The organism is Rhodococcus sp. ZPP (assembly GCF_017656075.1).
GTDB lineage: Bacteria > Actinomycetota > Actinomycetes > Mycobacteriales > Mycobacteriaceae > Rhodococcus_F > Rhodococcus_F oxybenzonivorans.
Genome location: NZ_CP058638.1, coordinates 5,647,889 through 5,670,000 on the forward strand (window position 1 = coordinate 5,647,889; position 22,112 = coordinate 5,670,000).

At 66.7% G+C, this 22,112-nt stretch carries 24 protein-coding genes; 15 read left to right on the forward strand and 9 right to left on the reverse strand.

Features of this window, described 5'->3' with window-relative positions:
• Nucleotides 1-6: 6 nt before the first annotated feature.
• A complete protein-coding gene (locus HYG77_RS26045; protein WP_208961094.1) occupies nucleotides 7-1,608 on the reverse strand; it encodes an MFS transporter in 1,602 nt (533 codons plus the stop codon).
• Between the two features lie 128 nt (nucleotides 1,609-1,736).
• On the opposite strand from HYG77_RS26045, the gene HYG77_RS26050 reads away from it, so the two are divergent.
• Complete coding sequence (locus HYG77_RS26050; RefSeq protein ID WP_208961095.1) at nucleotides 1,737-2,219, forward strand: MarR family winged helix-turn-helix transcriptional regulator; 483 nt, start codon at nucleotides 1,737-1,739, stop codon at nucleotides 2,217-2,219.
• A 3-nt stretch (nucleotides 2,220-2,222) separates the two neighbouring features.
• Here HYG77_RS26050 and HYG77_RS26055 read toward each other — a convergent pair whose 3' ends face one another.
• Together HYG77_RS26055 and HYG77_RS26060 are read right to left on the reverse strand one after the other, a co-directional pair.
• Nucleotides 2,223-2,561, reverse strand: a complete 339-nt coding sequence (locus HYG77_RS26055; RefSeq protein ID WP_109331939.1) for a hypothetical protein — start codon at nucleotides 2,559-2,561, stop codon at nucleotides 2,223-2,225.
• 100 nt (nucleotides 2,562-2,661) lie between these two features.
• The gene (locus tag HYG77_RS26060) at nucleotides 2,662-3,405 is read right to left on the reverse strand and encodes a hypothetical protein (RefSeq protein ID WP_208963523.1); all 744 of its coding nucleotides are present in this window, start codon (nucleotides 3,403-3,405) and stop codon (nucleotides 2,662-2,664) included.
• Between the two features lie 356 nt (nucleotides 3,406-3,761).
• Here HYG77_RS26060 and HYG77_RS26065 point away from each other — a divergent pair, with 356 nt between their 5' ends.
• Nucleotides 3,762-5,111: a mannosyltransferase gene (locus HYG77_RS26065; protein WP_109331924.1), complete on the forward strand. Its 1,350-nt coding sequence runs from the start codon at nucleotides 3,762-3,764 to the stop codon at nucleotides 5,109-5,111.
• On the opposite strand, the gene HYG77_RS26070 is transcribed toward HYG77_RS26065, so the two are convergent.
• On the reverse strand, nucleotides 5,059-5,343 hold the full coding sequence (locus HYG77_RS26070) for a 4a-hydroxytetrahydrobiopterin dehydratase (RefSeq protein WP_109335254.1): 285 nt from the start codon (nucleotides 5,341-5,343) through the stop codon (nucleotides 5,059-5,061). The genes HYG77_RS26065 and HYG77_RS26070 overlap by 53 nt on opposite strands.
• Nucleotides 5,344-5,401: 58 nt before the next feature.
• On the opposite strand from HYG77_RS26070, the gene HYG77_RS26075 reads away from it, so the two are divergent.
• Entirely contained in the window at nucleotides 5,402-5,782 is a 381-nt protein-coding gene (locus tag HYG77_RS26075; protein ID WP_109331923.1) for a (deoxy)nucleoside triphosphate pyrophosphohydrolase, read from the forward strand.
• 26 nt (nucleotides 5,783-5,808) lie between these two features.
• Here the strand turns inward: HYG77_RS26075 and HYG77_RS26080 are convergent, their stop codons facing one another.
• Nucleotides 5,809-5,985, reverse strand: coding sequence for a hypothetical protein (locus HYG77_RS26080; protein ID WP_201453443.1), 177 nt, complete (start codon nucleotides 5,983-5,985; stop codon nucleotides 5,809-5,811).
• Nucleotides 5,986-6,319: 334 nt separating this feature from the next.
• On the opposite strand from HYG77_RS26080, the gene typA reads away from it, so the two are divergent.
• The 5 genes from typA to HYG77_RS26105 all read left to right on the forward strand — a co-directional run bounded on the left by typA (nucleotide 6,320) and on the right by HYG77_RS26105 (nucleotide 11,748).
• Nucleotides 6,320-8,227 (forward strand): translational GTPase TypA, encoded by a 1,908-nt coding sequence (gene typA, locus HYG77_RS26085; RefSeq protein ID WP_109331922.1) that lies wholly within the window; start codon nucleotides 6,320-6,322, stop codon nucleotides 8,225-8,227.
• A 121-nt stretch (nucleotides 8,228-8,348) separates the two neighbouring features.
• Nucleotides 8,349-10,169: an ABC transporter family substrate-binding protein gene (locus HYG77_RS26090; RefSeq protein WP_208961096.1), complete on the forward strand. Its 1,821-nt coding sequence runs from the start codon at nucleotides 8,349-8,351 to the stop codon at nucleotides 10,167-10,169.
• Entirely contained in the window at nucleotides 10,166-11,044 is an 879-nt protein-coding gene (mshB, locus tag HYG77_RS26095; protein WP_208961097.1) for an N-acetyl-1-D-myo-inositol-2-amino-2-deoxy-alpha-D-glucopyranoside deacetylase, read from the forward strand. Before HYG77_RS26090 ends, mshB begins: the two co-directional genes overlap by 4 nt.
• A gap of 120 nt (nucleotides 11,045-11,164) precedes the next feature.
• Nucleotides 11,165-11,323 (forward strand): hypothetical protein, encoded by a 159-nt coding sequence (locus HYG77_RS26100; RefSeq protein ID WP_204164781.1) that lies wholly within the window; start codon nucleotides 11,165-11,167, stop codon nucleotides 11,321-11,323.
• A 14-nt stretch (nucleotides 11,324-11,337) separates the two neighbouring features.
• Nucleotides 11,338-11,748 carry a hypothetical protein gene (locus HYG77_RS26105; RefSeq protein WP_109331919.1) on the forward strand — a complete coding sequence of 137 codons (411 nt, stop codon included), beginning with the start codon at nucleotides 11,338-11,340 and terminating at the stop codon, nucleotides 11,746-11,748.
• 24 nt (nucleotides 11,749-11,772) lie between these two features.
• On the opposite strand, the gene HYG77_RS26110 is transcribed toward HYG77_RS26105, so the two are convergent.
• Nucleotides 11,773-12,144, reverse strand: coding sequence for a VOC family protein (locus tag HYG77_RS26110; RefSeq protein WP_109331918.1), 372 nt, complete (start codon nucleotides 12,142-12,144; stop codon nucleotides 11,773-11,775).
• 39 nt (nucleotides 12,145-12,183) lie between these two features.
• On the opposite strand from HYG77_RS26110, the gene HYG77_RS26115 reads away from it, so the two are divergent.
• Complete coding sequence (locus HYG77_RS26115; RefSeq protein ID WP_208961098.1) at nucleotides 12,184-13,017, forward strand: uroporphyrinogen-III synthase; 834 nt, start codon at nucleotides 12,184-12,186, stop codon at nucleotides 13,015-13,017.
• An 85-nt stretch (nucleotides 13,018-13,102) separates the two neighbouring features.
• On the opposite strand, the gene HYG77_RS26120 is transcribed toward HYG77_RS26115, so the two are convergent.
• From HYG77_RS26120 to HYG77_RS26130, 3 genes are all read right to left on the reverse strand, one after another.
• Nucleotides 13,103-13,816: a uracil-DNA glycosylase gene (locus HYG77_RS26120; protein WP_208961099.1), complete on the reverse strand. Its 714-nt coding sequence runs from the start codon at nucleotides 13,814-13,816 to the stop codon at nucleotides 13,103-13,105.
• Nucleotides 13,801-15,240: a PH domain-containing protein gene (locus HYG77_RS26125; RefSeq protein ID WP_244461388.1), complete on the reverse strand. Its 1,440-nt coding sequence runs from the start codon at nucleotides 15,238-15,240 to the stop codon at nucleotides 13,801-13,803. The genes HYG77_RS26120 and HYG77_RS26125 overlap by 16 nt, the downstream gene beginning before the upstream one ends.
• Nucleotides 15,241-15,335: 95 nt before the next feature.
• The gene (locus HYG77_RS26130) at nucleotides 15,336-15,839 is read right to left on the reverse strand and encodes a PH domain-containing protein (protein ID WP_208961101.1); all 504 of its coding nucleotides are present in this window, start codon (nucleotides 15,837-15,839) and stop codon (nucleotides 15,336-15,338) included.
• Nucleotides 15,840-15,921: 82 nt separating this feature from the next.
• Between HYG77_RS26130 and HYG77_RS26135 the strand changes: the two genes are divergently transcribed.
• The 6 genes from HYG77_RS26135 (at nucleotide 15,922) to HYG77_RS26160 (ending at nucleotide 22,108) form a co-directional block, all read left to right on the forward strand.
• A complete protein-coding gene (locus tag HYG77_RS26135; protein ID WP_109331905.1) occupies nucleotides 15,922-16,107 on the forward strand; it encodes a hypothetical protein in 186 nt (61 codons plus the stop codon).
• A gap of 100 nt (nucleotides 16,108-16,207) precedes the next feature.
• Nucleotides 16,208-18,781, forward strand: coding sequence for a bifunctional FO biosynthesis protein CofGH (locus HYG77_RS26140; RefSeq protein WP_244461389.1), 2,574 nt, complete (start codon nucleotides 16,208-16,210; stop codon nucleotides 18,779-18,781).
• Nucleotides 18,778-19,545: a hypothetical protein gene (locus HYG77_RS26145; RefSeq protein WP_109331904.1), complete on the forward strand. Its 768-nt coding sequence runs from the start codon at nucleotides 18,778-18,780 to the stop codon at nucleotides 19,543-19,545. The genes HYG77_RS26140 and HYG77_RS26145 overlap by 4 nt, the downstream gene beginning before the upstream one ends.
• A 98-nt stretch (nucleotides 19,546-19,643) precedes the next feature.
• The gene (gene fdxA / locus HYG77_RS26150) at nucleotides 19,644-19,967 is read left to right on the forward strand and encodes a ferredoxin (protein ID WP_109331903.1); all 324 of its coding nucleotides are present in this window, start codon (nucleotides 19,644-19,646) and stop codon (nucleotides 19,965-19,967) included.
• A gap of 2 nt (nucleotides 19,968-19,969) precedes the next feature.
• The gene (gene dapC, locus HYG77_RS26155; RefSeq protein ID WP_208961102.1) at nucleotides 19,970-21,070 is read left to right on the forward strand and encodes a succinyldiaminopimelate transaminase; all 1,101 of its coding nucleotides are present in this window, start codon (nucleotides 19,970-19,972) and stop codon (nucleotides 21,068-21,070) included.
• 108 nt (nucleotides 21,071-21,178) lie between these two features.
• On the forward strand, nucleotides 21,179-22,108 hold the full coding sequence (locus tag HYG77_RS26160; RefSeq protein WP_208961103.1) for a hypothetical protein: 930 nt from the start codon (nucleotides 21,179-21,181) through the stop codon (nucleotides 22,106-22,108).
• Nucleotides 22,109-22,112 lie beyond the last annotated feature (4 nt).

A 22,112-nucleotide genomic window follows, 5' to 3' on the forward strand; every position in this document is an offset into this window, starting at 1 on the left:
CACGTTTCAGTCGCTTTGTGGGAAAGTTTCCGCTGGGCGAGATGCTGGGTGAAACGCTCGGCGAGCCGGCGCCGATGCATCAGGTGTCACTTCATTCACTTCGACACCGGGAGTTGCACTATGGATCTGCTCATCGATTTCGGCTACACGATCGCCTCCGTCCTCTACACCGCGTTCTTCGTCAACGGGTCGTAGGTCCTTCCTGGGCGACGGGATCAGCCAGGCGAGAACCAGTGTGACCATCGAGGCGATGATCGAGGCGATGAACCCGGCGCGGAAAGCGTCGAGCGACGGGATGACCGCCGTGCCGACGGTGACCGTCATTCCCGCGAGGATCACGCTGACGACGGCTGCCGACGTGGATGTGCCGATCGACCGCATCAGCGAATTCAATCCGTTGGCCGCCGCCGATTCCGTGATGGGAACCGCACTCATGATCAGGGCGGGCATGGCGGAGTACGACAGGCCGATGCCCGCGCCGATCACCATTCCGGCGAGCAGGACCTGCCAGACCGCGGACACCGCCACGTACGCCACCGCGTAACCGAGGCCGATCACCACGGCGCCGGTCATCAGGGTCACCCTCGGTCCCCGCCAGGCGGAGAGGCGCGCCGATATCGGGGACAGCGCCATCATGACCAGGCCGCCGGGGGCGAGAACCAGGCCCGCGGTGATCATCGACAGGCCGAACCCGTAACCGGTCGACTGCGGAGCCATCAACAACTGGGGGAACGAGAGGGAGGTGCCGTACATCGCGAAGCCGACGGCAACCGAGGCAAGGTTGGTGAACAGGACCGGAGGTCGTGCGCTCACGCGGAGATCGATCAGGGGTGCGGCGGTCCGTAGCTCGAGGAACCCCCACAGGAGCAGGCTCACGAACGACGCCGCGAACAGTCCTAGCGTCTGCCCGCTCGCCCATCCCCAGTCGTCGCCCTTCGTGATGGGCAGCAGGAACGTGACGAGAACGACGCTCAGGCCGACAGCTCCGAGGAAGTCGAAGCGGCCGGGCCGCCGCCCGGGCGATTCGGGAATGACGAGCAAGGTCAGGGCGATACAGGCGCAGCCGAGAACGGCGGACACGACGAACAGCATGTGCCAATCGGTGTAGTGCGCGATGGTCGCGGCGATGGGCAATCCCACGGCGCCCCCGACTCCGAGGGTCGCGCTCATCACCGCCATCGCGCCGCCGACCCTTTTCGGCGGGAGCACGTCGCGAAGGATGGCGATTCCTAGTGGGATCGCGCCGATGGCCGCACCCTGGAGGGCACGACCCGTCACCATCGGAATCAATGAGGAGGCCATCGCGCACACCGCCGATCCGAGCACCAGCAGTGTGAGGCTTCCGATCAGGGCGCGGCGTTTGCCGAACATGTCACCCAGTCGACCGCTGATCGGCGTGACGACGGCGGCGACGAGCAAAGTCGCCGTGACTGCCCAGGACGTATTCGCCGCACTCGCCCCCAGGAGGTGGGGCAATTCGGGAATGATCGGTATGACGAGCGTCTGCATGAGCGCCACCACGATCCCGCACGAGCCGAGGACGGCGAGGATGAGCGGCGGTGCGTGCCGCCGGCTTCGGATACCGGCGTTCGGCGGTGGAACGGACATCGACAGACACCTCCCGGGGTGTACAGGTTCGGAGCGACGCGTTCACGACACCAGAGATGTGTACCCTACACATCATGTGTATGGTGCACAACGCTGCCGATCGGGCAGGATGAAGGAGACTTTTGGAGGTGACGGTGTCCGATCGCGAGGCGGTGACGGCCGACATCGAGAACGAGCTGACCTTGTTGTCGAGGCACTACGTGCATTCCCAACGGGCGGGATTGCAGATCGATCGCTCGGCCTACCTGTTACTCAGCCGCCTCGAGCTGGAGCATCCGGTCACTCTGAAAGAACTTTCGGAGGCGTTCCGCCTCGACATCTCGACGATCAACAGGCAGATCGGTGCACTGCTGCGGCGAGGACTGGTCGAGCGCGTCCCCGATCCCGACGGGGGACTGGCGCGCAAGGTGCAGGCCACCGATCTCGGGCTCGAGCACCTGCGCAGTGATCGACAGCTGAGTCGTAGCGGCGTGGAACGGGTGATCGGCGGATGGAGCGACGGCGACCGTGAAGAGTTGCGTCGACTGCTGTCGAAGTTCAACGAGGAGGTAGAGAACTTGGAAGGCCGGAGCTGGCCTCGCCGATCGAAGGAAGGTCGGCTGGGGTCGTAGCGCTCAGGACTGCACGTGCGCGGTCGCGTCCCGGGCAAGGTCCGGTTCTTCGGCGATGACCGTGAGTTGGGGATGCTCCTGAGGTGACTCGTGCCATCCCCGCCAGGACATCAGGGACCAGCCCGAGAGTCCGGACAGGGCCGAGCCCAGGCTGGCGAACGAGCCCGTGCTCAGCACCGACCCGATCGAGCCGGCCGACCCTATCGACAGGACCGAGCCGACGCTACCGATCGACAGAACCGAGTAGGCCGACCCGATCGAGAGGATGGACCCTTCCGAGCGAATCGACAGTATCGATCGGTGGGCGTGCCGAGATCGGCGGAACGAGTGCTTGGAGGGCATTCCTCGGTCTACCACGTCGGTGTCGTCGGCACACGGTGATCGGGCCCGGACCGACGAAAAGGCCCCCGGAAGTCCGGGGGCCTTTCGCGATGTCGAACTGCTATGCGACGCGGAACATGCCCACGGTCGGGAGGAAGCTGCACGTGATGGGTGCCGCCCCTTCCTTCTGAGTGGTGAGTCCGCCGGAGATGACGGCGATGACGCGACCGGGGCCGGTGTCGGCAATCGCGGACAGAGTGGCAGGGCCGTCGGGGTTGATGCGCGCCTCGTTGGTGAGGTTCTGCGTCTCGCGGCGCTGGTTGTCCAGGTTGATCCACGTGACGGTGAGCGGATTGGGCTGCTCGGCAGCGACCGCACTGGTTCCGAGCGCCGTGAACACGAAGCCGGCTTGTCCGGCCGCAGGTCCGGGCGGCGGGAGCTGCGCGGGTCCGGGCACGGCGAGTGCGGTGCCGACGGAATCGGCGCCCTCTCCGATGCAGCCCTTACCGAGCGTCGGGTACAGGAACTGGGCGATGACGGGTGCGTTGTCCTGCGGGATTTCGGGTCCGCCGCCACCGCTGCCGTCGAGGAACGTGATGACGCGCTCGAGGGTGGACTTGATCTCGGGAGGAATGCCGGGAGACTCGAGAAGGTTGCGTGCCTGCGCGAGAAGTTCGGCCTGCGGGCCTTCAGCGATGTCTTCGGTACCAGCGGCTGCGCCGATGATCGCGGGAGCGAACGATGCGAGCATCTCCACAGGCATGCCCTCGGGCACGGGCGGCGGCGTCGGCTGCGCGGATACCTGTACCGGCACTGCCATCGCTGCTGCTGCGGCAATTGCGAAAGCAGTAAATGCCCTGCGCATACCTCGGGTTCGAAGCACAGTCTCCCCATCCTTGTCATAACAGCGTGAACGACAATCCAATCCACGTCTTACGGCTCGGGGGGTCACTCTATGTACAGCGCCCCCGGGTTGTACAGCTGACGAGTGCAGCCCGTGGTAGCTGCGGCGCCCCGGTGGGAGTGTATGGCATGGTGACCCCGGCGGTGATCCTTCCCGGAACCATAGCCTGTGGCTGGTGTGATCAGTGTTGATGGTGATGCAACTGTTACGCGCTGCTACGGACAGAGCGGAGCGTGTATGGCCGGGCGTCTACGCTGTGCGGGACCGTTTCGGGATCGGCTGAGACGTCTACACACCTCACGGGAGAGCGCCACACTGTGTCCGACCAAGCAGCGTCCCACGAAGGAGCGTCCGACGAAGGAGCGTCCCACGAAGGAGCGTCCGACGGCGGAGCGGACTCCGAGGACCCGTCTTCTCCCTCGTCACAACGTGTTTCCGCAAGCCGCGCGCTGTTGCGCTGGGCGCCTGTGCTTCTCGCGTTGTCGGTGCTCGGACGGATGGCGTGGACACTGCTGAGCCCCAACGGGATGAACCTCGTCGACTTACACGTCTACGTCGACGGTTCGGAGGCTCTCGGCGGTGGCAACCTGTACGACTTCACCTATTCGGAAGTGACACCGGACTTTCCACTGCCGTTCACATACCCACCCTTCGCGGCGCTCGTCTTCTTTCCCCTGCACTTCCTGCCATTCACCCTGGTCGGCGTCTGTTGGCAGTTGCTAACCATCCTCGCGCTGTATGCGTTGGCCCGCATGAGTTTGAGTCTCGTGCTCGGCGCGGCGGCCCGTCGACCCCACTGGCGGACGGTGGCACTTCTCTGGACGACGGTGGGCGTCTGGCTGGAGCCGGTGCGCACCACGCTCGACTACGGGCAGATCAATGTCTTCCTCGCCTTGCTCGTGATGACTGCGGTACGTAGTTCACGGTGGTGGCTGTCGGGTGCGCTCGTCGGCTTCGCGGCGGGCATCAAACTGACCCCGGCCATCACGGGGCTGTACTTTCTGCTCCAGCGCAGGTGGAAAGCGGCAGTCTTCTCGGGCGTCGCCTTCGCGGCGACCGTCGGCCTCAGCTATCTCTTGATCGGTTCCGAGGCCCGCGAGTACTTCACCCACCTGCTCGGGGACGCAGATCGCATCGGTCCGGTCGGTTCGGTATGGAACCAGTCTCTGCGCGGGGCGTTGTCGAGGCTGCTCGGGTACGACGTCGGAACGGGTGCAGTCTGGGTGGTGGGAGTCGCGCTCACCGTGGTCCTCGCGGTGCTCGCCTGGCGCGCGCTCGCCCGCGACGACAGGTTGGGCACACTCGTCGTCGTGGAGCTGCTGGGACTGCTCGTGTCCCCGATCTCGTGGTCACACCACTGGGTATGGGTGATCCCGATGCTGATCTGGCTTCTTCACGGCCCCTACGGATCGATGTTCGGTACCCGGGTCGTCGCGGGGTACTGGCTCGTCACGACGCTGATCGGGGTGCCGTGGGTCCTGAGCTTCTTTCAGGACTCGATCTGGCTCATCTCACGGCCGGCGGTGCTCGCGTGGCTCGGCACCGTCGACGTGGTGGGCGCATTCGCCGTGTATGCCTGGATTGCCTGGGCGGGCAGACGGGCGAAGCTGACGCCTACCCTGCCAGCACGTCGATCTGTGCAGCGAGATCCAGATCGAGCTGTGTGATCCCCCCGGCCGAGTGGGTCGACAAGGTGTAGGTGACCTTGCGCCACCGGATGTCGATGTCGGGATGGTGGTTGGCGGCCTCGGCGGCCGCGGCAACCTTGCGGACCAGTTCGATCGCGTCGATGAAGCTCGGCGACTCGATGGTGCGGACCAGGGAGTCGCCGGTGCGCCGCCACTCGGGCAGTCCGGCGAGCCCGGCATCGATACTTCCGTCTGACAGCAACTCGGTCATACCCCATGATGGTGCGGTGCCGACGGAACCTGCAAGACCCGCCACGAACAACGGCGAAGTGGTGGCTGCGGCGATCATCGTCGACGGACGCCTCCTACTCGCCCAGCGGACGCGACCGCCCGAGCTGGCGGGCCTGTGGGAACTGCCGGGCGGCAAGGCCGAAGCAGGGGAGACGGCCGAGGACGCGCTCCGGCGGGAACTGCGAGAAGAACTCGGCGTCGAGGTAGCAGGGGGCACGAGGGTAGGGGGCGACGTGCCCCTTCCCGACGGGCGCGTGCTCCGCGCCTACCGGGTGGACCTGGTGTCGGGAACACCGTCCGCGCTCGACCATGCCGAGCTGCGATGGGTGAACGGCCGAGAGCTCGTGGAGATCGACCTGGTCGGCAACGATCAGGGATGGGTGCCGGACCTGCGTCCGTACCTCGACAGTGGAAACTGAGGACAACGGTCGATCGGGCCGCCGGCTCAGGTCTTACGGGCCTTCACGAGGCCCTTCTTCAGTTCCTTCTTGGAGGCGCCTTCGTTCTCGAGCTTCTTCATCCGCATGATGACCACCGGGCACTTGAGGCAACGCTTCTTGCTGCGGCAGCACTTCTTCTTCGGCTTGAGGCCCGAGACCTCGGTGGCCTTGATCTTGCCCATGCTCGGCTCGGCCTCCCTAGCTCTGACGGAACACCGGATGCGACGCTCGACCCAGGCTAGCGTGGCCGCGACTTCGTCCGCTGTCGACCTGGAACCGGCTCGCACACCGCGTGGCGCAGATCACTTTACGCTGGTGCCCGATGCCCCTCGACGTCCGCGATGCGCGGAACCGGGCCGCGGGCGGGTAGTATTTACGTGGCCGCGATGCCTGTATGAGCGATTTTGCCATCGCCTCGACGAGGGATTTCTGAATCAGGATGACAATGCGGCCGCCAGAAGGTCGTGCGAGTGAACTTTCGCGTGGCCGAATCAACTCAGCCAGGAGAGCCATCGCGTGACCATCACCAGCTTCCGTAACGTTGCCATCGTCGCACACGTCGACCACGGCAAGACCACTCTCGTCGACGCCATGCTGCGCCAATCGGGGGCTTTCGAGGAGCGCGCCGAGCTGGTCGATCGCGTCATGGACTCCGGCGACCTCGAGCGCGAGAAGGGCATCACCATCCTCGCGAAGAACACTGCTGTCCACAAGCACCATGCCGACGGCAGCGTCACCGTGATCAACGTGATCGACACCCCGGGCCACGCCGACTTCGGTGGTGAGGTCGAGCGCGGCCTGTCCATGGTCGACGGTGTCGTCCTGCTCGTCGACGCCTCCGAGGGCCCGCTGCCGCAGACTCGGTTCGTGCTCCGCAAGGCCCTCGCAGCCTCGCTGCCCGTGATCCTCGTGGTCAACAAGACCGACCGCCCCGATGCCCGCATCGAAGAGGTCGTCTCCGAGAGTCACGACCTGCTTCTCGACCTCGCCTCGGACCTCGACGACGAGGCCGCGGAAGCCGCCGAACTCGCGCTCGACCTCCCGGTCCTCTACGCCTCCGGCCGTGAGGGCAAGGCGTCCAAGAGTCAGCCCGAGAACGGTCACGCACCGGACGCCGAGAACCTCGACGCCCTGTTCGACGTGCTTCTGAACTACGTTCCTGCACCCAAGGGCAACGTCGACGCGCCGCTGCAGGCTCACGTCACCAACCTCGACGCCTCCGCATTCCTGGGCCGACTCGCACTGGTCCGCATCCACAACGGCGAGCTGACCAAGGGTCAGACCGTCTCCTGGTGCCGTGAGGTGGACGGCGAGCCCGTCGTCACCAAGGCCAAGATCACCGAATTGCTCGCGACCAAGGGTGTCGAGCGCCAGCCTGCCGAGAGGGCGGTTGCCGGCGACATCGTCGCCGTCGCCGGTTTCCCCGACATCATGATCGGTGACACGCTCGCCGATCTGGAAAACCCTGTCCCGCTGCCTCGGATCACCGTCGACCAGCCCGCCATCTCGGTCACCATCGGCACCAACACGTCGCCGCTCGTCGGCCGGGTCAGTGGGCACAAGCTCACCGCCCGCATGGTGAAGTCCCGCCTCGACCAGGAGCTCGTCGGCAACGTCTCGCTCAAGGTCCTCGACATCGGTCGCCCCGACGCCTGGGAGGTGCAGGGCCGTGGTGAACTCGCGCTTGCCATTCTCGTCGAGCAGATGCGCCGCGAAGGCTTCGAGCTGACCGTCGGCAAGCCGCAGGTGGTCACCCGTCAGGTCGACGGCAAGGTGCACGAGCCCTTCGAGGAGCTCACCATCGACAGCCCCGAGGAGTACCTCGGTGCCATCACCCAGCTGCTGGCCAACCGCAAGGGCAAGATGGTCCAGATGGCGAACCACGGTGCAGGCTGGGTTCGGATGGAGTTCATCGTCCCGTCGCGTGGCCTCATCGGTTTCCGCACCGACTTCCTCACCGAGACCCGCGGTACCGGCATCGCCAATGCGGTGTTCCACGGTTATGCACCGTGGGCCGGCGAGATCCGGGCACGCCACACCGGTTCGCTCGTCTCGGACCGCACCGGCACCGTCACCCCGTTCGCGATGATCCAGCTGGCCGATCGCGGCACCTTCTTCGTCGAGCCGGGTGCCGATACCTACGAGGGCATGGTTGTGGGCATCAACCCGCGCCAGGAGGACCTCGACATCAACGTCACCCGTGAGAAGAAGCTGACCAACATGCGTCAGTCCTCCGCCGACGTGATGGAGACCCTCGCCAAGCCCATCAAGCTCGAACTCGAGGGCGCGATGGAGTTCTGCGCCGGCGACGAGTGCGTCGAGGTCACCCCGGAGGTCGTGCGGGTGCGCAAGGTGCACCTGTCGGCCACCGACCGCGCCCGTGAGCGTTCGCGTTCCAAGGCCCGCGACAAGGCGGCCCTCTAGGTCCCGCGTCCGACCACGTAAGACACAACGGGCGAATGTACCTTCGGTCGATCGCCGACCGAAGGTACATTCGCTCGAGGGTTTCCGGAGCCTTCCGGTATCTCTGAGGAAAGGCGGCGCGGTGGTTGCTGGGGGTTCGATCGACAGAGCGTGGGGAGTTCGGCGTCGAAGGCGTGGCAACGGGCTCGTGACCACCGCGGTGTTTCTCGCAGTGTCCACGACGGTCCTCACCTCGTGTACGGCCGACCCGCCGCCTCCCGTCGAGAGCACCGACAGCCCCAAACCCACCGTCTCACCCACGGAGAAGCAGCCTGTCGTGGTGGCCATCGACGACGTCGGCAGTGGATTCAACCCGCATCTCCTGTCGGATCAGTCGCCGGCGAACTCCGCCGTCAGTGCACTCGTCCTCCCGAGCCCGTTCCGCCCCGTTCCCGACCCGCAGCGTGTGGGTGGCAGTAACTGGATCCCCGATACCTCGCTCGTGATCTCCGTCGAGGTCTCGTCGCAAGAACCGTTCACCATCACCTATCAGTTACGCAACGAAGCGCAATGGTCCGACGGTGCGCCCATCGCCGCGGAGGATTTCCGCTACCTGTGGCAGCAGATGATCAGCGCCCCGGGAGCGGTGGACCCGGCCGGCTATCAACTCATCGAGGACGTGCGGTCGTCGGGCGGTGGCAAGACCGTGAACGTGGTGATGAAGTCCGCGTACCCGGCGTGGCGAGAGCTGTTCACCGACCTCCTGCCGTCGCACCTGATCAAGGATTCGCCGGGGGGATTCGCCACCGGGCTGTCCGAGAACATTCCGGTGTCGGGCGCACACTTCCACATCAAAAACATCGACCGCGGTCGCGACGAAATTCTGCTCGAACGTAACGATCGATTCTGGGACATGCCGGCGACCCCGGACCAGATACTCATGCGGCGTGACGGAACCCCCGCGCAGCTCGCCGACTCGATGCGCAACAACGACACGCAGATCGTGCAGATTCACGGCGGCACAGCCACTTCCGCTCAGCTCGCGGCGATCCCGACCGTGCGCACGGGTGCGTCGTTCCAGCCGCGAGGGCTGTCGCTGACCCTCAACGGACGGGTGCCCGAACTCGCGGACGTCCGGGTGCGGCGGAGTCTGCTGGACTTGCTCGATACCGACCTTCTGGCGGTCGTCGGGGCGGGAAGCGAAGCGGCCGCCGTTCCCACCCGCTCGCAGGTGTACGCCCCGTCCGACCCGGGATACACCGCTACCGCCCCCGCGCGTCCGTCCCGCGAACAGGTGCTGGCGCAGCTCGCGGAATACGGCTATGTCTCCGACATTGCCGCGCCCACTCCCGATCCCGCCGCAACCGTGCCGCAGGCGAGGCTCGTCCGCGGTGGCGTGCCGCTCTCGCTCGTCATCGGAACTCCAGAGGGGGATGACACTGCCAGTGCTGTCGCGAACACGGCTGCCGACCAACTGCGTGGTGCTGGAGTGGACGCCAGTGTGCAATCCATACCCGCGGAAGAGTTGTACGGAGAAGCGTTGACGAGCGGCGAGATCGGTGCCGTCGTCGGATGGTCCCGCGACGGTTCCGATCCGGCAACCGCGCTGGCCTCCCGGCACAGTTGCCCGCCCGCCGCAGCGACGAACACGCCAGCTCGAGCCGAAGGGTCGGCACCGGAAGGGAATTCCGCCGCAGAGGCGGAAGCGCCGTCCAATCTGTCCGGCGTGTGCGACCCGTCGCTGCAGCCCGCGATCGACGCCGCGTTGCGCGGTGCGGGTGACGTATCTCAGGCTCTGGCCGACGCAGATCGCCGACTGTGGGATCTCGCTGCCGTACTGCCGATCATGCAGGACCGCACGTTGGTGGCGGTAGGGCCGGGTGTCGAGGGAGTGTCGCTGTCGGGCGCTGTGCCGGTAGGGATTTTCAGTGACGCGGCCGGTTGGAGCAGGATCGAGGAATGACCGATCGGCGCCTTCTCTTGATCCATGCCCATCCCGACGACGAAACGATCACCACTGGTGGCACTATCGCGCATTACGCCGCCGAGGGTGTCGAGGTTAACGTCCTGACTTGCACGCTGGGTGAGGAAGGTGAGGTGATCGGGGACGAGTGGGCTGGGCTCGTTGCCGGTGCCGCCGATCAACTCGGCGGATACCGGATCGGCGAACTGAGGTCTGCCCTGTCGATCCTCGGCGCCGGCCGGCCGCGGTTCCTGTCAGGGGCGGGGCACTTTCGCGATTCGGGAATGGCGGGTACGCCCTCGGCAGCTCATCCGCGCGCCTTCGTCAACGCCGAGAAAGAAACGGCGATCGCAGCCTTGGTGGCGGTCATTCGGGAGCTGCGACCGCACGTCGTCGTCACCTACGACGAGCACGGCGGCTACGGGCACCCCGACCACATCCAGGCGCATCGGCTCACGGAGGCAGCGGTGGAGGCGTCGGGGACGACGACATTTCCCGACGCTGGTGAACCGTGGCCGGTGGCCAAGCTGTACTGGACGGTCACCGAGGCGAGCGCGCTCGAGTCGGGGATCTGCCGGATCGGCGACCTCCCCGAAGGATGGCGACTGCCCGAGCCCGGCGAACTACCGAGCGTGCCCGACTCCCAGGTCACCACGGTGATCGACGTGCGGGCGGTGCTGGACGCCAAGCAGGCCGCACTCGCGGCTCATGCCACGCAGGTGACGGTGGCACCCGGCGGTGCCGAGTTCGCGCTCTCCAACGCCGTCGCCCAGCCGATCCTTCCGCAGGAACACTTCGTGCTGGCCCGTGGTCGGTCGGGGGAGGTCGACGACCGTGGCCGTGAGCGTGACCTCTTCGCCGGTATAGAGCTCTGACCTCTGCGGTGCCGGGCATGACCGCACTTAACTGTGACTGGCATTACGTATTACACTGTGGCGCACATCACGCAGTGGCTCAGTCCGAGTCCGTGTGACGCCCGTCAGGAGAGGTCTTCGATGTACAACTGGGATGTTCAGAACGCCATAGTGGCGTTCGTCGACACGCTGAAGCCGTCATGGCCCGCTCAGCGCGAGCTGTACTACAGCGTGCTGTATGGATTTGCCGACATGCAGAGTCACTTGCTGACCCTGCTGGGTTACCCGCCGGTCCCCTGATCCACTATTGACACATGGCCGTCGGCACCGCAGAAATACGTGAACATACGGACGTTCTGGCAAGGGCCACCCTTGCCCTGCTGGTGTTCGACGGCTTTTTGTGTGCCGTCCTCGCCGTACTCTTTCTCCCGCTGTACCTCGGAGCGACGCCGTTCCCGGTGAGCATCCTCGTCGCCGGAGCGGTCAATGTGGCATTGGTGATCGCCGCGCGGTCCGCGACCGGCCGGGTGGGCGCCGCAGTCCTCCCACTCGTCGGGTGGATCGTGGGTTTCCTGCTCTGCATGCTCGGGGGGCCGGGCGGCGACGTTCTCCTGCTCGCGTCCGTGTGGACCCTGCTGCTGTTTCTCGGCGCGTTGATTCCGCCTGCCGCATATCTCTGGAAGGTCGGTTCGGCGGTGCCGCCCACGTCCCCAGTTCCTGCCTGAGCGCCTGGACCTCTCGGTACCCGTTCAGTACGCGACCGGGTGCTGCGGCTGATACACCATCATCTCGCCGGCGCCGGGTATTCTCAGCGCGGTGGTGAGGCCGTATCCCTCGTCGCGAACGTCGCGGGTGAACTCGGCGCCCTTCGCCTTCAACTCGGCAACCGTCGCTTCGATGTCGTCGCAGACGAGCGAAATCTCATGGTGAGGCTGCGTCGACCACGGCTCCCCGCCGCGGTCGTCCGACGTGGGATGCACGCCCATCTCGGAGGGGCCGGTGCGGAAGATGAGCCAGCCGCCTCCCGCGTCCACATGGTCCCAGCCCAGCACGTCGCGGAAGAAGTCGCGGGCAGCTTCGGCGTCGTCGGCATAGACGAGCGTGTGCACGGCAGTGATCATCTCGTCAGCATAAGCCGGAACGTCCGTCACACTGGGACAATGTCGAACGATGAACTTGCGGGACTGACCATCGCCGTCACCGCCGAACGCCGAGCCGCGGAGTTCATCACGCTGCTCGAACGTCACGGTGCCACCGTGACGCACACACCTGCCATCCATGTGCTGCCGTTAGTCGACGACTCCGATCTGAAAGCACGAACGGCCGACATCATCGCCTCTCCGCCGGACCTCGTCGTGATCAGTACGGCCGTCGGCTTCCGGGGGTGGATGGACGCCGCACGGGCCTGGGGTAACGACGAGGCCCTCGTCGGAGCGTTGAGCTCGGCACGCATCATCACCCGCGGTCCCAAAGCCAAGGGCGCCGTACGCGGTGCGGGCCTGCGGGAGGAGTGGTCGCCGGAGACGGAGTCGTCCGAGGAAGTGTCGCAACACCTCATCGCAGAGGGAGTGCAGGGGCTACACGTTGCGGTCCAACTACACGGCACGATCACGGAGTGGGAACCGATCACCGATTTGAGCGTCTCCCTGGCGGAGGCGGGCGCGCGGACCACCGCGGTGTCGGTGTACCGGTGGATACGGCCCGTCGACCAACGACCCCTGCGGGCGCTGGTCGACGGCATCGCCGGTGGGGACGTCGACGCAGTCACCTTCACCAGCGCGCCGGCGGTGTCCTCGCTGCTGAGCACGGCGAAGGACGTCGGACGCGTCGACGCTCTCGTCCGCGCGTTCAACGGGCCGGTGGCCGCGATCTGCGTCGGCTCCGTGACGGCGTCGCCTCTCACCGTGCTCGGTGTCGACACCATGCAACCCACCCGCTCACGGCTGGGCAGCATGGCCAAATACATCATCGAGGAACTGCCGAACCGGCGGTAGCACCCTCCGGGTGTCGCACGAACGGGACGCCCGTTGCGTCAGATCGAACGGACGTCCCGTTCGTACGGTGCGCGGGCGGGCGGGATCACCCCATCAACCCGGCCGCGCGTGCGGCGTCGGACAGCACCGACTCGAGCATCGCGGGGGTGAGCCGGCCGGTGAAGGTGTTCTGCTGGCTGACGTGGTAACACCCGAACAGGTGCAGAGGACCGGTCCGGCCGGCGAGTTCGACGTGGGCGCCGTGGCCGAACTTCGGGCGGGGTCGCGGGACGACCCATCCGGCGTCCCCCAGCACGGGCAGCAGTGCCTGCCAGCCGAATCCGCCGAGCACGATCACCGAGCGCAGCCCAGGCTGCAGGATTCTCAATTCGGCGTCGAGCCAACGACGGCAGGTCTGCCGTTCCACAGGCGTGGGTTTGTTGTCGGGCGGCGCGCAGTGCACGGGTGCCGTGACCCTGGTGCCGAACAGTTCGAGGCCGTCACCGATGTGCGTGGCGGTCGGCTGACTTGCCAGACCGACGGCATGCAGCGCCGCGTACAGGAAGTCGCCGCTGCGATCACCGGTGAACATCCGCCCCGTCCGGTTTCCGCCGTGTGCGGCAGGAGCGAGTCCGACGATCAGCATGGCCGCATCGGGTGGTCCGAATCCCGGAACCGGTCGGCCCCAGTATGTTTCGTTACGGTAGGCGGCGCGCTTCTCGAGGGCCACCCTCTCTCGCCACTCCACCAGACGAGGGCAGGCGCGGCAGTCGACGAGTTCGGCGTCGAGGCGCGCAAGATCGTTCAGCGGCGCGCCCACACGTCACCTCCGCCGGGAGTCACGGACTCGACGAGAGTCCACGCCTGATCGACAGGGAGGTCGATCACGAGGTACTTTCCGGTGCCCGCGGGGGTGGCGGCGATGACGGTGGCCACCCCCGACCGGCGTTGGAAGAATGTCTGGCGGACGGTCCAACCGATGATGCCGTTCGCCTCGAGGCTGTCGCGGGCCCGGTCGAGGGAGCCGCTGCGGGTGATCAGCCAACCGGGAAGAACCGCGTGGCCGAGCCCGCGGTACCGGTCCCAGGCGAGGGCAGCTCCGGCGACCGTGGCCACCCCGATTCCTGCCCACACGGGCCAGATCACCGGCCGGCCGACCCCTGTAAGGACGAGTGCGGCGAGCAGTGCGACGCCCGCAGGGATCAGCGCCCTCGTGTAGCGCCGCCGTCGTGCCGCAGCTCCGTGCGGCCTCAGTGCCACCGCGGCTTGACGACTGTCTCCGATCACCGTGGCCATCACCCGTTCGGCTTCACGGCGCGGCGCCTGGGGTAGTAGGAGCGAGGACTCGTGTTTCTCGGCGCTGACCCCGGTCATGACGGCGTCGAGTCGGGCACCGCCGGCCAACCGCAGAAGCAACGGCTCTTTCAAGGTCGTGCCCCGCAACCGCGCACGGTCGAGCGTCGTCTGCCGGGTCTTCAGGAGACCGTGGCTGACGTGCAGTGTTCGTCCGTTGTCGGTGAGGGTCAGGTTGCCGTACGCCAGGAGATACCGAATGCATGCGAGTGCACTGGCAGCGATCAGGAGTACGACGATTCCGAAGACCACCACGAGCGCGATACCGAGCCGCTCGGCCGATTCGATACCTTCGGTCACCGTCGAGGACCGTGCGATCTCGCGGGCGATTCCGTACTGGAATGCGATGCCGACGATCGCGCCGATGGTGACCACCCCCGTCACCGAGAACGGGGCGTATCGCACCCAGGAGGGCCCCCAGTGCCCGATCTCGTGTACAGGACGCTCGGCGGCGATCGAGCCGGGTCCGGGCACTGTTTCGGGTGTGTGGGAGAGCAGTGCGGTGCGCAGATCCGGTACGAGGGCGGCCGAGAGGGCATTGAGTTCGAACTTCGCCGCGTCCGGCTTGGAACCGACCTGTTGCCCCGTGCCGATCCGGACGATCGACAATCCGAGCAGGCGATGCAGCACTCCCGCCTCGACGTCCACCGAGCGGATGCGGTTTCGGGGAATGGAGAGGAGTCGTTTGCGGAAGAGTCCCTGCCTCAATTGCACGTGGACGGGACCGATGCGATAGCTCGTGGTGAACCAGCGCGAGAGGCCGAGTGCCACGAACGCCGCCACCGCGATCAGACCCCACACGTGGTTCCCACTCTGACTGCCGACGACCAGCGACAGCAGCAGCACGGGCAGCAGCTTCACGATCTCGCTCACCGGATGAACCAGCAGCATCCGCCGATCCAGGCGGAGCCACGGTTGTTCTGCCTCGGCAGCGGCCGCGGCCTCCCCCTGAGCGAGGGGAGGCGCGACTCCGGGCGGCGGCGCAGTCACGTGGCGTCGCCGACGTTGGTCCCGGCGATCTCGGTGAGCTGGGCCACGGTGCGATCTGCGGTGTCCTGGTCGAGGGCGGTGATCTTGACCGCACCGGCCGACGACGCTGTGGTCACGGTGACCGTGGCGAGACCGAGCATGCGGTCGATCGGCCCGCGTTCGGTGTCGACCGTCTGCACCCGGGAGATCGGGGCGATGCGCCGTTCCTGCGTGAACCACCCGGTGCGCGTGTAGACGGCGGTGTCGCTGATCTCCCAGCGATGCACGCGATAGCGCCAGAACGGAACGACGGTGACATGCAACAGGGCGAGGACGGCAGTGGCCGCTGCAACGCTGATCTGAGCCCAGGTCGGCCACCAGCTGCCGACGAAGGCACCCACCGCCTGGAGGGCGAAGACCGGGAGCCACAAGAGTGCGGCGTTGATGGCCCACAGCTGCCTGGCTCGGGGGCTGGGCTGCCACAGCGGATCGGCCATGGTGACGGTAGCGGGCGCACTCATGCCCCTACTTTGGCCGTGCACCGGCATTCTGTCGAGAACAGACCTATCGTGGGAGGACCCCCGAAGCGAAAGGAGCGCAGACATGACGTCATTCGATGCGGCCAACTCTCCGGAGGTTCCCGAGGCCGACCGTTTGGAGCAGGAACTGGCCGTCGACGACGAGCCCACTGACCAGGTAGAAGGGGTGTCGTCCTTGGAAGTGAACGAGGCGGATGCCGCGGAGCAGAGCCGAGTCGTCCCGGACGACGAAGACTATCCGCGCGAATAGCGTTACGGGCCGCTCGGGGGAGTCTGGGTGGCACGTGCGCGAGTGGGTGGCGCATGATCGCTGGGTGACCCATTCAGGTGAAGAGACCGGCCGGCCCACCATGCTTCCCATACCGGGTATTCCAGCAGCGACCTCGACTGGCGCATCGGTGCAGGAAGCGGCACCTTCTGCCTCGGCTATGCGGCGTGTGTTGCGGCGTGCCCGGGACGGCGCGACGTTGAATGTCGACGAGGCCACTGTTCTGTTGCAGGCGCGTGGTGATGATCTGGTCGATCTGTGTGTGTCGGCGGCGAAGGTGCGCGATGCCGGGTTGCTGGCGGCGGGCAGACCCGGTGCGGTCACGTATTCACGCAAGGTGTTCATTCCGTTGACGCGGTTGTGCCGCGACAAGTGCCATTACTGCACGTTCGTGACCGTGCCGGGCAAGCTGCGGGCCGAGGGCCGGGGTGCGTATCTCGAGCCGGACGAGGTGCTCGAGATCGCCCGCCGGGGCGCCGAACTCGGGTGCAAGGAGGCCCTGTTCACCTTGGGTGATCGTCCCGAGGATCGGTGGCCCGAGGCCAAGCAGTGGCTCGACGAGCGCGGCTACGATTCGACGCTCGACTACCTGCGGGCGATGTCGATCCGGGTGCTCGAGGAGACCGGGCTGCTGCCGCACCTGAATCCCGGGGTGATGAACTGGGAAGAGATCTCCCGCCTCAAGCCGGTGGCGCCGTCGATGGGGATGATGCTCGAGACCACTGCCACCCGGTTGTTCACCGACAAGGGCGAATGCCACTACGGCAGCCCGGACAAGGATCCGGCGGTGCGGCTGCGCACGCTCACCGACGCGGGGCGGTTGAACGTTCCGTTCACGACGGGAATTCTGGTGGGCATCGGCGAGGGCGTGCGCGAGCGGGCCGAGTCGATCATGGCGATCCGCAAATCGCACAAGGCGTTCGGGCACATCCAGGAAGTGATCATCCAGAACTTCCTGGCCAAACCGGATACGGCGATGCGCGATGTCCCCGATGCCGGTCTCGACGAATTTCTGGCGTCCATTGCGGTATCGCGGTTGCTGCTCGGGCCGGGGATGCGGATCCAGTCACCACCCAACCTGGTTTCGAACACCGAATGCGCCGCGTTGCTCGGTGCCGGTGTCGACGACTGGGGTGGGGTGTCGCCGTTGACTCCGGACCATGTGAACCCCGAACGCCCGTGGCCGAATCTGGACACCCTGGCCGAGATCACCGCGCAGGCCGGGTTCGTGCTCACCGAACGCACGGCGGCGCAGCCACAGTTCGTGCTCGCCGGCTCGCCGTGGATCGATCCGCGGATCCTCGGGCACGTGCAGGCCCTCTCCGACCCTGATACGGGGCTGGCGCGGCCGGACACGATCCCGGGCGGGTTGCCGTGGCAGGAGCCGGACGAGTCGTGGGAGTCGACCGGGCGGGTGGATCTGCACACCGGAATCGACACCGAGGGCCGCAACACCGACACCCGCAGCGATTTGGGGAGCGCGTTCGGGGACTGGGAGACCGTCCGCGAGCAGGTCCTCGAACTCAGTGGCCCGGTGCGGGTGGACACCGATGTGCTGGCGGCGTTGCGCAGCGCCGAACGCGATCCGGCAGGATGCACCGACGACGAGTACCTGGCCCTTGCCACGGCCGAGGGTCCGGGACTCGAGGCGATGGTGGCGCTGGCGGACGCCCTCCGCAAGGAGGCGGTCGGGGACGAGGTGACGTATGTGGTGAACCGGAACATCAACTTCACCAACATCTGCTACACCGGCTGCCGGTTCTGCGCGTTCGCGCAGCGCAAGGGTGATGCGGATGCGTTCACCCTGTCGACGTCCGAGGTCGCGGACCGGGCCTGGGAAGCGCACGTCGCCGGGGCGACGGAGGTCTGCATGCAGGGGGGTATCGATCCGGAGCTGCCGGTCACCGGGTACGCCGATCTGGTGCGGGCGGTGAAGGCGCGGGTGCCGTCGATGCATGTGCATGCGTTCTCGCCGATGGAGATCGTCAACGGTGCCGCCAAGGGTGGGCAGAGCATCCGGGACTGGCTCACCGAATTGCGGGAGGCGGGTCTGGACACCATTCCGGGCACGGCCGCGGAGATCCTCGACGACGAGGTCCGCTGGGTGCTGACCAAGGGGAAGTTGCCCACGGCCACCTGGGTGGAGGTGGTCACGACGGCGCACGAGGTGGGGCTGCGGTCGAGTTCGACGATGATGTACGGCCATGTCGACAACCCGAAGCACTGGGTGGGGCATCTGCGGGTGCTGCGCGGAATTCAGGACCGGACAGGCGGATTCACCGAGTTCGTGCCGCTGCCCTTCGTACATCAGAGCGCGCCGCTGTATCTCGCGGGTGCCTCGCGTCCGGGCCCGACCAACCGGGACAACCGCGCCGTCCACGCGCTGGCCCGGATCATGTTGCACGGGCGGATCCCGAACATTCAGACCAGTTGGGTCAAGCTCGGTGTCACGGGTACTCAGGTGATGTTGCAGGGCGGTGCCAACGATCTCGGCGGCACCCTGATGGAGGAAACCATCTCCCGGATGGCCGGGTCCGAGCACGGATCCGAGAAGACCGTCGCCGAACTACGGGCCATCGCCGAGGGAATCGGCCGCCCGGCACGCGAACGCACCACCACCCACGCCCGACGCGAAGGAAGGTCACCGGCAGCATGAGCGATACGGATCGGCTCGGAGACGACAAGGTCGTCGCGATACTGGATCGGGCCGCGCGCGGCATCAACCCTGTGCTCGATCTGGCACTGACGGACCCGTTCGGAATCAAGGGCCGGACGTTCGTCCCGACACCGGAGGAGCGCAGCGCCGCTGAAGCCCTGCTCGACGGCATCGGCTGGGTGCTGGACACGATCCAGTTCCCAGGAACGGCGTCGTGGGAGAAGGCGAGCGACGACGAACGCGCTCGGTGGTGGGTGACGCGCATCGGGGCACTCAACACGATCGCGGTCGCGTTTCCGGGCATGTTCGGCGTTCTCCTGAACCGATTGCCCATCCGAGACCTGCTCGGGTTCGCGAACCAGGCGCTCGTACTCGTTGCCGTCGCGCGGGAGCACGGTGTCACCGAGCGGGCCGAGCAGGTGGAGCTGCTGGCGTCGGTGCTGTGCCGGCGTGAGGCCGATGCTAGAGCCCTGTCTGCCGACGGTGACGAGCCCCGCCCCGACACAGGGGAGACGTCGTGGCGTCCGTTCGCACTCATAGGCGCCTTGTGGCGCACGGCCCGCACGCTGCGTGCACTCACCACCGAGCTCGATCAACGGCCGGGGCCGGGTCGCACCTACTCTCTGCTCGGCAACGTGCCAGTGATCGGTGTGGTGGCCGCGTATCTCGGTGAACGGGGAGCGCTGGCGCGGGCGGCGAAGCAGGGTGAGCAATGGATCAGCTCCCGCGCGGCGCTCGCCCCGGGACTGCGCCGGGTCAGGTAACCCTCAGCGAAAAGTGGGAGTCCGGGCAGGGGATAATAGGGTCTTCTGCGGGTCTTCCGCAGCTCGTTGGTGGCGTCAGAAAGGCAGGGAGAGCGGCAGTGCCCTACACGATTGCTGAACCGTGCGTAGATGTGTTGGACAAGGCATGTATCGAGGAGTGCCCTGTCGACTGCATCTACGAGGGCGGGCGGATGCTCTACATCCATCCCGACGAGTGTGTGGACTGCGGTGCCTGTGAACCTGTCTGCCCGGTAGAAGCCATCTTCTACGAAGACGACGTCCCGGAACAGTGGAACGGCTACATCGCCGCCAACGTCGATTTCTTCGACGACCTCGGATCCCCCGGTGGCGCAGCGAAGTTGGGCAAGGTCGATTACGACCCGCCGTTCATCAAGGCGTTGCCGCCCATGGGCGAGGACTAGATGTGCCGCGTATCTCGGTAGCCAAGGCACTGCCCGACTTTCCCTGGGACTCGCTCGAGTCGGCCAAGGCGAAAGCACTCGCGCACGCGGGCGGCATCGTCAACCTGTCGGTGGGCACGCCCGTCGATCCCGTTGCGCCGATCATTCAGGAGGCGCTGGCCGCGGTCGCGGCTGTCCCCGGATATCCGACGACGCACGGTACCGAGGAGTTGCGTGTCGCTGCCGTCGAGTCGCTGAAACGCCGGTACGGGATCGCCGGGATCGATCCGGTCTCGGTGCTCCCCGCCATCGGTACCAAGGAACTGATCGCCTGGCTGCCCAGCCTCCTCGGGCTCGGGTCCGACGATCTGGTGGTCATTCCGGAACTCGCGTATCCCACATACGAGGTGGGGGCGCTTCTCGCGGGTGCCCGCGTGATCCGCGCCGACGGGCTCAACCGGTTGGGGCCGGAGGCGGCGTCACTCATCTTCGTCAATTCGCCGTCCAACCCCACCGGCAAGGTGCTGGGCCTCGAACATCTGCGCAAGGTGGTCGACTGGGCGCGGCGACGCGGCGCCCTCGTCGTCTCCGACGAGTGCTACCTGGGACTTACCTGGGAGGGTGAGGCGCTGTCGATCCTCGACGAGCGGGTGAACGACGGCGATCTCACCGGTTTGCTCGCCGTGCACTCCCTGTCGAAGACGTCGAATCTCGCGAGCTACCGCGCCGGATTCGTCACCGGTGATCCCGTGCTGGTTGCCGAACTCCTCGAGGTGCGCAAACACGCTGGGATGATGGTGCCACTGCCCATCCAGTCGGCGATGACGGCCGCGCTGTCCGACGACGAGCACGAGAACGAGCAGCGCGAGCGCTATCGTCGTCGCCGTGACATCCTCCTCGCCGCAGTACGGGGTGCCGGGTTCACCGTCGACGATTCCGAGGCCGGGCTCTACATCTGGGCCACCCGCGGTGAGTCGTGCCGCGACACCGTCGAGTGGTTCGCCGACCGCGGCATTCTCGTCGCCCCGGGGGAGTTTTACGGTCCCCGCGGCGGCACGCATGTGCGGATTGCCTTGACGGCCAGTGATGAGCGGATCGAGGCGGCGGCCGAGCGGTTGCGCTGAGGCGGCGGCCGAGCGGTTGCGCTGAGGCGGCGGCCGAGCGGTTGCGCTGAGGCGGCGGCCGAGCGGTTGCGCTGAGGTGCGGTGGTTCGCGGTGACAGGATTGTGTCCGTGAACCTGGACGATGTCGCCGACGAGTTGTACGGCCTCGACCCCGCCGAGTTCGTCTCGGCCCGCACTGCCCGGGTGGAAGCGGCCCGCGAGGCCGGGGATCGTGCGATGGCTAGCGCCATCGGGAAGCTGCGGAAACCGACAACGGTGGGGTGGCTGGTCAACCTACTCTCGCGCGAGTTGCCGGAGGAGGTGGGCGCGCTTCTGCAGTTGGGGGAGGCACTTCGGGACGCTCAACGCCATCTGTCGGGGCCGGACCTTCGGAAACTGTCCGCCCAACGGCAGCAGGCAGTGAGCGCCCTGGCTCGCCGGGCGGGGGACATTGCGGCCGAGCGCGGGCGGCAGGTCGGTGAAGACGCTTTACGCGAGGTGGGGCAGACGCTCACAGCGGCGCTCGCCGATTCCGACACGGCGGATCAGGTTCGGCTCGGCCGGATGGTGACTGCTGCGAGTTACAGCGGTTTCGGTCCGGCCGGACTGAGTGTCGTCTCGGGGAAGACGGCGAAGAAGAGCGAGAAATCGGGGAGCCCGACCACCGCGTCGGACGGGGGTTCGTCCGCGAAGTCGGCTACCGAGTCCAAGCCGAAGTCGGCATCCCGGAAGGACAAGAAGTCGGAGGCGCGCAAGCGCGACGCCGAGCGGGCGGCCGCCGAGACGGAGCTCGCCGAGGCCACGTCGCAGGCGGAGGAGATCCGGGGCGCGCTGGGCAGTGCGCGGTCCGAACTCGAACAGGCGCGCTCGACGTTGGCGGAGATCGACCGGCGCATCGAGGAGTTGCGCGCGGAACTCGAACACGCTGAGCAGGAACGGCAGTTCACCCGGAACGCCGAGAAGGCGTCGGCGGAGAGCGTGCGTCGGACGGAACGGGAACTCGATCGGGCCGAACAGCGGGTGGACGAAGCGAGGCAGGCGGTCCGGGATCTTCGGTGAGCAC